Origin of the sequence: Nitrospira sp. NS4, assembly GCF_049546785.1 — a bacterium.
GTDB lineage: Bacteria > Nitrospirota > Nitrospiria > Nitrospirales > Nitrospiraceae > Nitrospira_D.
In genome coordinates this window covers 32,111-43,747 of sequence record NZ_JBMWAN010000005.1, presented here as the reverse complement: position 1 = coordinate 43,747, position 11,637 = coordinate 32,111, and the positions used below count along the sequence as shown (strand labels likewise).

The following is an 11,637-nucleotide window of genomic DNA, read 5'->3' as shown; positions in this document are numbered from 1 at the left end:
GCTGCCTCCTCTCTTCGCGGTGAGTGACTTCAACAGGGTTCCTTTATTTCATGGGCATTCCTTTGCCGTCAGCTCCCGAGTCGCCACGGTGAGGCCTCGCGCCCTAGTCATGCGAGCCATCCCTCGTCGGCAAAACTGATATAGCGTCCATCGCCCACGATCATGTGATCCAGGACGCGAATTCCGAGGACTTCCCCCGCAGCGACCAGTCGCTCGGTCAGACGCCGATCCTCCGCGCTGGGCGTCGGATCCCCGCTTGGATGGTTGTGAAGAAAGATGACGCCGGCGGCGGATTCACGAATCGCCATGGCGAACACTTCTCGCGGATGGACAATGCTCAAGGTCAAACTCCCCTCGGATACGGTGGATTCCCTAATTACCGTATTCTTGGCGTCCAGCAGCACCACCTTGAACAGTTCATGCTTTAAATCCCGTAGCGTGGGATGGAAGTGGCGAAAGAGATCAGCGCTGGACGACAGCTTGGTCCCTGTCGACAAAGGGACGGCCATTGCCCGTTTGCCGAGTTCAAGCGCGGCCTTGAGTTGGGCCGCCTTGGCCGGCCCGATGCCGGGAATGGTGCACAACTCTTCTATTCCGCTCCGGGCCAGTGCGGCCAGGCTTCCCAGGTGGTGCAGGATTTCCATGGCCACCTGGACGGCCGAGGAGTCGCGGCGACCGGTTCGTAGGAGAATGGCCAATAGTTGGGCATCGGAAAGCACCTCCGAGCCCTTGCTCAGCAGACGCTCACGCGGCCGTTCGGTTTCAGGCCAGTGGGCAATGCCTTTCCCCCGCTCCCGCCCCGTCATAAATTCCCCTTCAATGACAAAAATATGACACTTCGAACGCTTTTGTCCAAGCCGGTTCGGCGCTTTTTATCCCCTGGAGACAAATACGTAACCGATAACCCATTGAAATGTCGAAAACTGACAATTTGGTGCAGCTCTTGCTTAATTCCGCCTGCAGCAATACACGCCGTCACCTGGGAGGAATTCATGGAATGTCCAAAGTGCAAAGGCCTGATGATGCTGGAGCGGTTCTCAGACTTCTTCCTCATTTTCTACGCCTGGAAATGCATCAACTGCGGCGCGATCATTGATCGCACGATCTCCAGCAATCGGAGAAAGAGCCTGGCCGCCCGGGATGCGCAGCCGGTTGCCGCGCGCTAAGGTCGATACGTGGAGTTGATCATGACCCGATCGTGATCCGGTCGCGCAAGCAGACCGCCGGTCCGGTCGGGTTCGGTGCAACCCCGGGTTTGGTGTAGCCCATGGCCTCTGTGTGCACGGGAATTATAGCGAGCCCCTGATTTCGGGTCAAAGTGCGCCCGCACGCTCCGTCCTGCTCTCTTCCATGACGATACGTCATGGCGCTTCGTCTCGACGCGACCTCGTTCGCCTCAAGCTTGCTTGACCCCTTCAAAAACGCTGTGTTAGAGTCACCCGCCTTGATGATGCAACACATCTGAGATCATGCGTGTTATTGCTGGAACCCACCGGGGACGACGCCTTCGGGGTCCGCAGGGAACTGCACTCCGTCCTACCTCTGACCGAGTTCGGGAAGCACTGTTCTCCATTCTTGGCAACCGGCTTCCTGACAGTCGAGTGTTGGATTTGTACGCAGGGACCGGGGCCATCGGTATCGAGGCGTTGAGCCGAGGCTCGGCACAGGTCACATTCGTCGAATCACGCGCCGCATCGTTGACGCTCTTGAAGCAGAATATCTCGGATTGCCAGATGGGCAGCCACGTGACCATACAAGCGCGAACCGTTCAGCAGTTTCTTTCTCGTCCCGAGCTTTGGACCGGGCCCTACGATATTGTGTTCGCCGATCCTCCCTATGATGCGACGTATGAGCTCGAGGGCATCTTCAAGAACGTCCCCCCGGCGTTGACCGCGCCGGATGCCTGGCTGGTCGTGGAGCATGCGTCAAAGATGGTGCTGCCGCAGCGACTCGGTCTCGGCTCGTTCATTCGACGCTATGCTTACGGGGACACGGCCTTATCCATCTTTACGTATCCCGCCGAGGAGCCGGCATGAAAATCGGCATTTATCCCGGCACCTTCGACCCGATTACGCACGGCCATACCGATATCATCACCCGGAGCCTCCGGGTGTTCGATAAAGTGGTAGTAGCCGTGGCTCCGAATCCGGCCAAACATCCGTTGTTCAATCTGGCCGAGCGGCTGGAAATGGTCAGGCTGGTGATGAAAGATTTGACGCAGGTCGAAGTCACCGCGTTCGAAGGCTTGCTGGTCGATTACGTCGAACGTTCAGGAGCCCATGCCATTATTCGCGGTCTGCGGGCCATCTCAGACTTCGAACATGAGTTTCAGATGGCCTTAATCAACCGGAAGCTGGCCAAGAAAGTCGAAACCGTCTTTCTGATGCCGAGTGAAGAATATTCGTACCTGTCCTCAACCATCATCAAGGATGTTGCGCAGCATGGGGGATCGCTGACCGAATTTCTCCATCCTGAAGTCGCCCGACGTCTCCAAGAGCGAATCCGGAGTCTGAAAACATGAAACTCGCTGCACGTGTGAGTCGCATTACTCCCTCCCCGACCCTGGCCATGACGGCTACCGCCAAAGCCATGGCGGCGCAAGGCATTGATGTCGTCGATTTTTCATCGGGGGAGCCTGATTTTGACACGCCGGAACCCGTCAAGGCCGCTGCCGAAGCCGCGATCCGGGCCGGTTTCACGAAATACACCCCGTCCTCCGGCATCGATGAGCTTCGCCAGGCCATTATCGACAAGCTGCAGACCGAACTCGGACTCCGGTACGAGAAGCCGCAAATCCTGGTGTCCTGCGGCGCCAAGCATTCGCTCTACAACCTGGCCGAAGCCCTCCTGGAAGCGGGCGATGAGATTATCATTCCGACCCCCTACTGGGTGTCGTATGCCGACCAGGCGCTGCTCAATGACGCCACGCCGGTCTTACTCCCGACCAGGGAAGACCAGGGCTATGCCATCAATCCGGACGAGCTTCAGCGGCTCGTGACCCCGCGCACCAAAGCGATTATCGTCAATAGTCCCTGCAATCCGACCGGCGCGACCTACGACAGACGCACCCTCGAAGGCATTGCCGAGATCGCGGTGAAGCACAAGATCTTGATCATCTCCGATGAGATCTACGAAAAAGTCCTCTATGACGGAGCCCGGCATTTGAGCATCGCCACCTTGAGTCCTGAAGTCGCGGCCCAAACCGTCATCATCAACGGGGTCTCCAAAGCCTACGCCATGACGGGCTGGCGGATTGGCTATGCGGCCGGCCCGAAAGATCTCCTGACGGCCATGGCCAACATTCAGAGTCAAAGTACCTCCAATCCCTGTTCTATTTCCCAGAAAGCCGCGGTTGCGGCCTTGCGAGTCGGCAACCCGTTTACGGTGAAGATGGTCGAGGAGTTCGACCGTAGACGGAAGGTAATGGTGGAGCGGCTGAATGGCATACCCGGCATCAGTTGCCGGTTGCCCGGAGGAGCGTTTTACGCGTTCCCGAACATTCGCGGCGTCCTCGGGCGGCGCGGACCAGGCGGCGTCCTCGATTCGCCGACCGCGCTGGCGAACCATCTGCTGAAGGACGCACATGTCGCCGTCGTTCCGGGAGAGCCATTTGGGAGCGCCGAGCATATCCGCCTGTCCTACGCCACCAGCATGGAGGCGATTATTAAAGGACTAGACCGGATTGCGACGGCGGTGGGGAAACTGACGCCCTGATCAGCGTCTTGACTCACATGAATTCGAGGTTATCAATTAAAGCACTGAACCATCATTGTTGGAGGATGTCCGGTGCCGATTTACGAATATCGCTGTGAAGATTGCTCGTATACGTTTGAGTTGAAACAGAGCATCAAGGATGAGGCTGTCGCCAGTTGTTCGAAGTGCGGCAAGTCCGTCAGCCGGATCATTTCGGCTCCCGCCATCATGTTCAAGGGAAGCGGCTGGTATATTACGGACTACTCCGACAAGATGAAGCCGCCCTCAGGAGAAGCCTCAAAACCCTCACCGACGTCCACGACGACGGCACAAACCGGGTCGTCAGGTGCGCCCTCCACTCCTTCGGCCCCGGCGACGACCGCCGCTCCCGCCTCCTCGTCATCAGGCAGCAGCACGTCCTCTCCGGCAGGCACGAATTCCTCTTCGTCCGGCTCGAGCTAGACCGTACCGGCTCTACATACGTTTGAGCGGCGCTTTTTTCTTCGCCGTCGACTTGGGCGCAGACTTGGCGGCCGGTTTCGCGGCAGCTTTTGCCGGAACCTTTGGCGCCGCGGCTTTCACCGCTTTGGCCCGAAGGACCCCCACCTCATGCTGCAGGCTGGAAATCATCCCGGTTTTTTCCCGGTTCATTCTGTCCAGCTCATCCACACGCGCCTGCAAGTCCTGCTTCGACCTTGCGAGATCATTCAGCTGACTCTGGAGTTGAGTTTTCTCCATATTGCTCGTCTGGACTTCAGAACGGAGCTGCTCGATTTCCGCTTGAAGCGCCGGTGGCCAGTAGTCACAGCCCGACAAAGCCAGTCCCGTGACCACGAGCAGGCTGAATAGCGCCGGGCGATAGAGTCGAATCATCATAGAACGCCTCCTTACCAACAGTATGTCGTCGATGTATAGCACATTTACCTCGTCCGAAGGCGAAATCCTCGCGCTTCGAGTATACGCTGAATCCTGATTCGATCGATCACGCCTTCCCGCAGAAGTTCCAGGCCATCACACACGCTGACAATCGAGGACGGCGCTCCGCCGGGAGTCGCGCCGGCATCAAGAATCAGGGTCACCTCGTTGCCGAGAGACCGGTTCACTTCGGCCGCCGTGCACAGCGCTGGTGCGCCGGAGCGATTGGCGCTGGTCCCGGTCAACGGGCCGACCTGCTGCAGGAGATCAGCCAATGGTTCGCAGGACGTCAGCCGGACTCCGATAGTCCCGGTTCCCGCCGTCACATTGTCAGGCAGTCGCGTGTCGGCCGGAAACACGATGGTGAGAGGGCCCGGCCAGAAGGCATCCATCAACGCCTGCGCGGCCGGGGGAACGCGGGCCACCAGTCCGTGGAGTTGTGCCGGCTCGCCGATCACAAGGAGAAACGGCTTGTCCTCCGGACGACCCTTGATCGCAATGAGTCGGTCGACGGCCGCCTGGTCGAAGGGGTTCACCCCGAGTCCGTAATACGTTTCCGTCGGAATAGCCACGATACCGCCCGCATGCATGACCTGCCTGACGGAGGCGTAGGATGCGCGGCGGTCTGTTCCCGGAAAAGGCTCGATAACAGCCATGAAGCCTGCGAAACGGGTGGATGCGCTAAGCCCGCGGTCCCACGGCTCGGTGCGCGATGTCCGTCCGGAAGTGGCAGCCTTCGAAGGAAAGAGTCTTCACCCGCCGATAGGCTTCCTGCTGCGCCTCGGCAATGCTCTTTCCATAGCCGGTGACACCCAATACCCGGCCGCCGGCCGTCACAATATCGTGTCCGTTGCGGACCGTGCCCGCGTGAAATACGGTGGCCGACGGCGTCCCTTCGGAAAGCCCGCGGATGACCTTCCCGTTCTCATAGGCGCCGGGGTAGCCGCCGGAGGTCATCACCACGCACACGGCGTAGTCGTCATGCCATTCGACGGTACATTGATCCAGCCGGTGTTCCACCACCGCTTCGATGACGTCGATCAAATCGGACTTCAAGAGGGGCAGCACCACCTGGGTTTCAGGATCACCCATACGGGCATTGAACTCCAAGACGTACGGCGTGCCCTTCACCACCATCAAACCGGCATAGAGGACGCCTTGAAAGGGACAGCCCATGCGCGACATCGCTACGACGATCGGCTGCAGCACCTCGCGGGTGACCTGCACCCGAAGGGCGGAGGTGCCTAAGGGCGCGGGACAGTAGGCCCCCATTCCGCCGGTGTTGAGTCCCGTGTCCCCGTCTCCCACCCGTTTATGGTCCTGAGCCGGGAGCATCGGCACGACGGTCTTGCCGTCCGTGAAGGCCATGATCGTCAATTCTTCCCCATCGAGAAATTGCTCGACAAGGACGCGCTCTCCGGCATGGCCGAACACCGACTTCTCCATGGAGTCGATAATCGCCTCTCTCGCCTGCTCGCGAGTGGTCGCGATAATCACGCCCTTGCCCTGAGCCAGCCCGTCGGCCTTGATCACGACCGGCAGCTCATGTTGATCGACGTAGGCCAACGCGGCGTCCATCTTCTCGAAGCTCTGGGAACGGGCCGTGGGGATCTTCGCGGTCGCCATGACGTCTTTGGAAAAAATCTTGCTCGCTTCCAGACGCGCGGCATTCTTCGTCGGCCCGAAAATCTTCAGCTTGGCCTTGCGAAACTCATCGGCGATGCCCAGCGCCAGCGGAGCTTCGGGCCCCACCACGGTCAAATCGATCTGCTCCTTGATCACGAACTCCTTGAGGGCGGCGATATCGTCGGCCTTGATCGGCAGGCATGCGGCAAGCGATTCCATTCCCGCGTTTCCAGGGGCGCAAAACAATTGGGGTTTGCGCGGGCTTTGCGCGAGTTTCCACACGATCGCATGCTCGCGCCCACCGCTGCCGACAACAAGAATCTTCACGGAAAAACCTTTCGTGATAAGTGACGGGTGATGTCTGATGCGTTGAAAGAGAGCGGAAACGGGCAGACCAGGATCAAAGTAACGGACGTACCTTGCTCGCCGGACTGATCACTCATCACACGTCACTGTTTGCCCGTATTCTCAATGCCTGAAGTGCCGCATCGCGGTCATAATCATCGCGAGCCCGTGCTCGTCCGCCGCCTTGATGATCTCCGCATCGCGGATCGACCCGCCCGGCTGAATGACCGCCGTAATGCCGGCCTGCGCCGCCGCATCCAACCCGTCGCGGAACGGGAAGAAGGCATCCGACGCCATGACGCATCCTTTCACCGGCATCTGCGCTTTCATCGCCGCAAGCTTGACCGAATCGACACGGCTCATCTGGCCCGCTCCGATCCCGACCGTCTGGCCCGGCTTCGCGTAAATGATCGCGTTCGATTTGACGTGCTTGCAGACCTTCCAGGCAAAGGCACAGGCCGCGTATTCCTCATCCGTCGGCTTCCGGGCCGTCGGGACTTGCAAGGCGCGAAGGTCCGTGAGCACGCCCAGATCGCGGTCCTGCACGATCAGACCGCCGACCAGTTTCTTCAGATCGTATCCGACCTGTTTCACCTTGGTGAGCGGGCCGACATCCAGGAGACGCAGGTCTTTCTTGCGCTTCAATTCGGCCAGCGCATCCTCGGCAAACCCCGGAGCGATGACGACTTCGACAAAGGTCGAGGTGATTTCCTTGGCGGCCGGCAAATCCACAATCCGGTTAAACGCGATCACGCCGCCGAACGCCGACACCGGATCGGTTTCGCGCGCTTTGACATAGGCCTCCACCGGCGTCGCGCCCAGCGCCACGCCGCAGGGATTGTTGTGCTTGATGATCGCGACCGCACATTCCTCGTACTCCTTCGCCAATTCAAGCGCCGAATTCGCGTCGAGGAAGTTGTTGTACGACATCGCCTTGCCATGCAGGATCTTCCCGCGCGACACCGACGGCTCATCGGAACTCAGCTCGCGATAGAAGGCGCCCTGCTGGTGCGGATTCTCGCCGTACCGCAGGGTCTCCGCCAGCTCGAATTGCATCGAGAGGAGCTTGGGAAACTTGACCTCTCCGCCCTGCACCTGCTTCTCCAGATAGGCGGCGATCAGACTGTCATAGCGGCCGGTGTGCTGAAACACTTTCATCGCCAATTCGCGCCGCAACGATGCCGGCACGTCGCCGCTCCTGAGCGCATCGAGGGCCCGGCCATAGTCCGCCGGATCGACGACCACCACGACATCTTCATGGTTCTTGGCGGCCGAGCGCAGCATGGAGGGGCCGCCGATATCGATGTTTTCGATGGCTTCTTCAAACGGACAATCCGGCTTGGCAATCGTGGCTTCGAACGGATAAAGATTCACGACGACCACATCGATCGGACCGATCCCGTGCTGCTGCATCTGCGCCACATGCGCGGGCACCGAGCGGCGGCCCAACAACCCGCCATGCACTTTCGGATGCAGCGTCTTCACCCGTCCATCGAGGATTTCCGGCGACCCGGTATAGGCCGCCACATCGGTCACCTTCACCCCGGCCTCGCGCAACGCCTTGGCTGTTCCACCGGTCGAAAGAATTTCCGCGCCCAGGGCTTCGAGACCCTTCGCCATCTCCACCACCCCGGTCTTATCTGAAACGCTGATCAGCGCCCGCTTGATGCTGGCCATGAGTCACTCCTTAGAGTCATACATAGTGAGTAGGTCACGTCTCGGAAGGCGGGGTGAAGAATAGCAAATGGCTCCAGATAAGTGCAAGAACAGGCAATCGCACGCTGGCATGATCCGGCTGACTTTTCAGGGCAGGTGGTTATGGCCGTGCCTGAATCTGCGGTTGATACAGATACTTCTGGAACCCCGCGAAGACCTTGCCGATCTCTTCGGGCTTTCCCAGGTCGGCCACGGCATCGGCGATGGCATTGTGGTACTTGAGCTTGAGCAATGGCGACAGCTTGTCTTGTGCTAGTTCCTCCACCCCGACTTTCACGTATTGCGCCAGCACGAAATCGAGAAAGGTCTGCTGCTTGCTATTGAAGTGACTCACGATGTCAGCCTTCGCCCTCACGGCTCGCTCTTGCCTGGTCAGAGTTGGGAGCGCATAGGCTACATGAGCGAGCACGTCGAACAGGTCGCTGTTCTCCGCATCGATAATGCGCTGCATCTCCGCCATCTGCTCAGCGCCGAACCCTTTTTCGGCAAGTCCTTGTAGTAGCTTGGTGCGTGTATCGGGACTGCTCCAGAGCGCGCGAAGTTCTGCTTCATCCTTGAAGAACTCCGGCAGTTTCCCAAAGAGCATTTCCAGGAACTGTTGCGCGGACATGGGGGTACCGTCCGGGTGCCAGAACGTCGTGACCATCATGTGTTGAATGGTGCGGGCTTTCCCATCGGCCAATTTCACCTTAATTCTCTTCTTCCTCACATACTCGTTAATCTCTTCACGCGTCCCATCGACAGGTGGAGGCGACGGTGGAACCGTCTTGCCCTCCGCTTTCGGCTCCGGCTCGATTGGCTCCCCATCCCACTCAGGATCGCTGAAGTGGTGGTGCGCCTTCACGAAATCATAGATCGTGAAATAGTCCTTGCCGTCATAGAGCCTGGTCCCCCGTCCGATGATCTGCTTGAACTCGATCATCGAATTGATCGGGCGCATCAGGACGATGTTGCGTATGTTTCGGGCATCCACACCGGTCGAAAGCTTCTGCGAGGTCGTGAGAATCGTCGGAATCGTTTTCTCGTTGTCTTGGAAATCGCGGAGGCGCTGCTCGCCCAGCTCGCCGTCGTTGGCCGTCACCCGCTGACAGTAGTTGGGGTCCGTGCTCGTCTTCAGCTGGTTGATGAGGTCGCGCACGGCCAGCGCGTGATCCTGAGTGGCACAGAACACCAGCGTCTTCTCGTTCAGGTTGATCTGGCCCATGAAGATGTCCACACGCTTCTTCTCGCGTTCTTTGATCTCGATGATCTTGTTGAAGTCGCTCTCCGTATAGCGTTTCTTCGCCTCAATCTCGCCTTCCACGAGCGTATCGTCCGGCGTATAGACGTACTCGTCGAGGGTCGTGGAGATCTGCTTGACCTTGAACGGCGTCAGGAAGCCGTCGTTGATACCGTCCTTAAGGGAGTAGATATAGACCGGCTCGCCAAAGTAGGCGTAGGTGTCCACGTTGTCTTTGCGCTTGGGCGTGGCGGTCAGGCCAAGCTGCACAGCGGGGGCGAAGTACTCAAGGATGCCACGCCAGTTGCTTTCATCGTTCGCACCGCCCCGATGGCACTCGTCGATGACGATGAAATCGAAAAAGTCCGGTGGGTATTCACCAAAGTAGGGCGAGGGCTTGCCGTCCTTTGGCGGCCCGCTCATAAAAGTCTGAAAGATGGTGAAGAACAGGCTGCCGTTCTCCGGCACCTTGCCCTTCTTGCGGATGTCGTCCGGCTCGATGCGCACTAGGGCATCTTCAGGAAATGCGGAGAAGGCGTTGTAGGCCTGATTAGCGAGAATGTTCCGGTCGGCCAGGAACAGGATGCGGGGACGCCGTGACGGCTCGCGGCTCAGGTTCCAGCGGCTGTGGAACAGCTTCCAGGCAATCTGAAACGCGATGAAGGTCTTGCCGGTGCCAGTCGCGAGCGTGAGGAGGATGCGCGGCTTGCCCTCCGCCATGGCCTGCATCACCCGCTCAACGGCAATGTCCTGATAGTAGCGGCTGGGATGAGACCCGCCCTTGTCCTCAAACGGGACCGCGGAAAAGCGGTCGCGCCAATCGTTCTGTTTGGTGAAGGTCAGGTTCCAGAGTTCGTCCGGGCTGGGATAGTCCGGCACCTCGCCTTCCCTGCCGGTCTCCATGTCGATGCGGTAGAGGCCCTGCCCGTTGGTAGCATAGGTGAAGCGGATGGCCAGCTTCTCCGCGTAGTTCTTGGCCTGCCCCACCCCTTCGGTCAGCTCCTCATCCCAGGCCTTGGCCTCAATCACGGCCAGCTTGCGGTTCCGATAGACCAGCACATAGTCGGCGATGAGCGGCTTGCTACGCCGCCCGAGGCCTTCGATCCGGCCCAGCGTGATGGGATACTCGCGCAGAATGCGGCTCCCATCGACCACACCCCAACCAGCCGCTTTCAGGGCGGGATCAATGTGCTCGGCTCTAGTTTCGGCTTCGTTCATAAACCTTCTAAAACGCTTTATGGGATCATGTCTCTGCTTGCGCTTCTTGGAGTTGCTTTAATGTCCGTCCAGAAGGGTCCTTCCAATCTGTACGGCCATTAGATGATCGGCCAAGCACAACCGCTGAGGCGAGTGAAGGAGAACTGAAGGTATAGTCTTGTGTGAACCTCAGTGCATTCCCGTCTGAAACCAGGACACCTCTCGATAACAAATCCGCACGTAACTTGATTACGCCAGGAAAGTGCTCTTTCAGCGATTGGACTTCATCATGGGCTGCATAAGAGCCTTGTCGAACAACAAATCCCTGCGGCGTATCATTGCCAGTAGCTGTAACGCCACGCCCTTGGCATGTCAGAATAAAGCCGTTAGCCTTGATTGGGGTTAAAGACGTTTGCTCAAAGGCTGTAATGCCAAGCACCGGAAGTATGCCAAGGATGTTATGAAGAAACACCTCCATGTCAGCGCGATCTGCCTCGGACAGGGTTGGCTCCGCTGGTTTGTTGCCGTTATCGAGAGGTATCCGATTCGCTCTCATCGCACGTTGAACCAACTGTGCCTCAAGGTACTGGACATGGGCTTTATTCAAATGCGCTGGAGCAACGAAGAATACTGCGCTGGTCCAAAAGTCTTTCCTCGCGTAGTGATCCTCAAGCCTCGGACGTACGGGGTCACCTTCGCCGATGTAGAGCATCTCTCCATCTCCATCCGTACGAGGTCCCAATAGGAGATACACCCCTGTCTGCTGGAACTCTGGACGGTTGCGAACTGTGGGGTAGAGTGCACGGGGAAAGACAACTGCCTTTCCAATCCAGTTTGATCGCTCGACCAGACGTAAACCGTCGGGGTCTCCGTCGGCGACGAAGATGCGCAAAGAAAATGGTACTGTGCTGTTCATAATCGCTTTC

Annotated in this window: 12 protein-coding genes and 1 pseudogene; 5 read left to right on the top strand and 8 right to left on the bottom strand. The window is 58.7% G+C overall.

Annotation, left to right across the window (positions count from 1 at the left end; all coding sequences use genetic code 11):
• Positions 1-107: 107 nt before the first annotated feature.
• Entirely contained in the window at positions 108-806 is a 699-nt protein-coding gene (radC, locus tag ACO9S2_RS14800) for a RadC family protein (RefSeq protein ID WP_423723151.1), read from the bottom strand.
• A gap of 186 nt (positions 807-992) precedes the next feature.
• Here radC and ACO9S2_RS14795 point away from each other — a divergent pair, with 186 nt between their 5' ends.
• From ACO9S2_RS14795 to ACO9S2_RS14775, 5 genes and pseudogenes are all read left to right on the top strand, one after another.
• Positions 993-1,166 (top strand): hypothetical protein, encoded by a 174-nt coding sequence (locus tag ACO9S2_RS14795; RefSeq protein ID WP_423723150.1) that lies wholly within the window; start codon positions 993-995, stop codon positions 1,164-1,166.
• A gap of 303 nt (positions 1,167-1,469) precedes the next feature.
• Positions 1,470-2,036: a 16S rRNA (guanine(966)-N(2))-methyltransferase RsmD gene (gene rsmD / locus ACO9S2_RS14790; RefSeq protein WP_423723149.1), complete on the top strand. Its 567-nt coding sequence runs from the start codon at positions 1,470-1,472 to the stop codon at positions 2,034-2,036.
• Positions 2,033-2,521, top strand: a complete 489-nt coding sequence (gene coaD, locus ACO9S2_RS14785) for a pantetheine-phosphate adenylyltransferase (RefSeq protein ID WP_423723148.1) — start codon at positions 2,033-2,035, stop codon at positions 2,519-2,521. The genes rsmD and coaD overlap by 4 nt, the downstream gene beginning before the upstream one ends.
• Positions 2,518-3,714: a pyridoxal phosphate-dependent aminotransferase gene (locus ACO9S2_RS14780; RefSeq protein WP_423723147.1), complete on the top strand. Its 1,197-nt coding sequence runs from the start codon at positions 2,518-2,520 to the stop codon at positions 3,712-3,714. Before coaD ends, ACO9S2_RS14780 begins: the two co-directional genes overlap by 4 nt.
• A gap of 72 nt (positions 3,715-3,786) precedes the next feature.
• Positions 3,787-3,927: pseudogene (locus ACO9S2_RS14775) on the top strand (FmdB family zinc ribbon protein); the annotation flags it as partial.
• Positions 3,928-3,953: 26 nt separating this feature from the next.
• Here the strand turns inward: ACO9S2_RS14775 and ACO9S2_RS14770 are convergent.
• The 7 genes from ACO9S2_RS14770 to ACO9S2_RS14740 all read right to left on the bottom strand — a co-directional run bounded on the left by ACO9S2_RS14770 (position 3,954) and on the right by ACO9S2_RS14740 (position 11,627).
• Positions 3,954-4,127: a hypothetical protein gene (locus ACO9S2_RS14770; protein WP_423723388.1), complete on the bottom strand. Its 174-nt coding sequence runs from the start codon at positions 4,125-4,127 to the stop codon at positions 3,954-3,956.
• Positions 4,128-4,167: 40 nt separating this feature from the next.
• Positions 4,168-4,569, bottom strand: coding sequence for a hypothetical protein (locus ACO9S2_RS14765; RefSeq protein ID WP_423723146.1), 402 nt, complete (start codon positions 4,567-4,569; stop codon positions 4,168-4,170).
• 44 nt (positions 4,570-4,613) lie between these two features.
• A complete protein-coding gene (locus tag ACO9S2_RS14760; RefSeq protein WP_423723145.1) occupies positions 4,614-5,264 on the bottom strand; it encodes an L-threonylcarbamoyladenylate synthase in 651 nt (216 codons plus the stop codon).
• 25 nt (positions 5,265-5,289) lie between these two features.
• Positions 5,290-6,561, bottom strand: a complete 1,272-nt coding sequence (gene purD / locus ACO9S2_RS14755) for a phosphoribosylamine--glycine ligase (protein ID WP_423723144.1) — start codon at positions 6,559-6,561, stop codon at positions 5,290-5,292.
• A gap of 141 nt (positions 6,562-6,702) precedes the next feature.
• The gene (gene purH, locus ACO9S2_RS14750; protein ID WP_423723143.1) at positions 6,703-8,256 is read right to left on the bottom strand and encodes a bifunctional phosphoribosylaminoimidazolecarboxamide formyltransferase/IMP cyclohydrolase; all 1,554 of its coding nucleotides are present in this window, start codon (positions 8,254-8,256) and stop codon (positions 6,703-6,705) included.
• Between the two features lie 139 nt (positions 8,257-8,395).
• Positions 8,396-10,732: an EcoAI/FtnUII family type I restriction enzme subunit R gene (gene hsdR / locus ACO9S2_RS14745; RefSeq protein ID WP_423723142.1), complete on the bottom strand. Its 2,337-nt coding sequence runs from the start codon at positions 10,730-10,732 to the stop codon at positions 8,396-8,398.
• A gap of 25 nt (positions 10,733-10,757) precedes the next feature.
• Positions 10,758-11,627 carry a GIY-YIG nuclease family protein gene (locus ACO9S2_RS14740; protein WP_423723141.1) on the bottom strand — a complete coding sequence of 290 codons (870 nt, stop codon included), beginning with the start codon at positions 11,625-11,627 and terminating at the stop codon, positions 10,758-10,760.
• Between the last annotated feature and the right edge of the window lie 10 nt (positions 11,628-11,637).

What these genes read in the sequence shown, in the direction of transcription:
- radC (WP_423723151.1), bottom strand. Translation starts at nt 806, where the DNA reads ATGACGGGGCGGGAGCGGGGGAAAGGCATTGCCCACTGGCCTGAAACC.
- ACO9S2_RS14795 (WP_423723150.1), top strand. Translation starts at nt 993, where the DNA reads ATGGAATGTCCAAAGTGCAAAGGCCTGATGATGCTGGAGCGGTTCTCA.
- rsmD (WP_423723149.1), top strand. Translation starts at nt 1,470, where the DNA reads ATGCGTGTTATTGCTGGAACCCACCGGGGACGACGCCTTCGGGGTCCG.
- coaD (WP_423723148.1), top strand. Translation starts at nt 2,033, where the DNA reads ATGAAAATCGGCATTTATCCCGGCACCTTCGACCCGATTACGCACGGC.
- ACO9S2_RS14780 (WP_423723147.1), top strand. Translation starts at nt 2,518, where the DNA reads ATGAAACTCGCTGCACGTGTGAGTCGCATTACTCCCTCCCCGACCCTG.
- ACO9S2_RS14765 (WP_423723146.1), bottom strand. Translation starts at nt 4,569, where the DNA reads ATGATGATTCGACTCTATCGCCCGGCGCTATTCAGCCTGCTCGTGGTC.
- ACO9S2_RS14760 (WP_423723145.1), bottom strand. Translation starts at nt 5,264, where the DNA reads ATGGCTGTTATCGAGCCTTTTCCGGGAACAGACCGCCGCGCATCCTAC.
- purH (WP_423723143.1), bottom strand. Translation starts at nt 8,256, where the DNA reads ATGGCCAGCATCAAGCGGGCGCTGATCAGCGTTTCAGATAAGACCGGG.
- hsdR (WP_423723142.1), bottom strand. Translation starts at nt 10,732, where the DNA reads ATGAACGAAGCCGAAACTAGAGCCGAGCACATTGATCCCGCCCTGAAA.
- ACO9S2_RS14740 (WP_423723141.1), bottom strand. Translation starts at nt 11,627, where the DNA reads ATGAACAGCACAGTACCATTTTCTTTGCGCATCTTCGTCGCCGACGGA.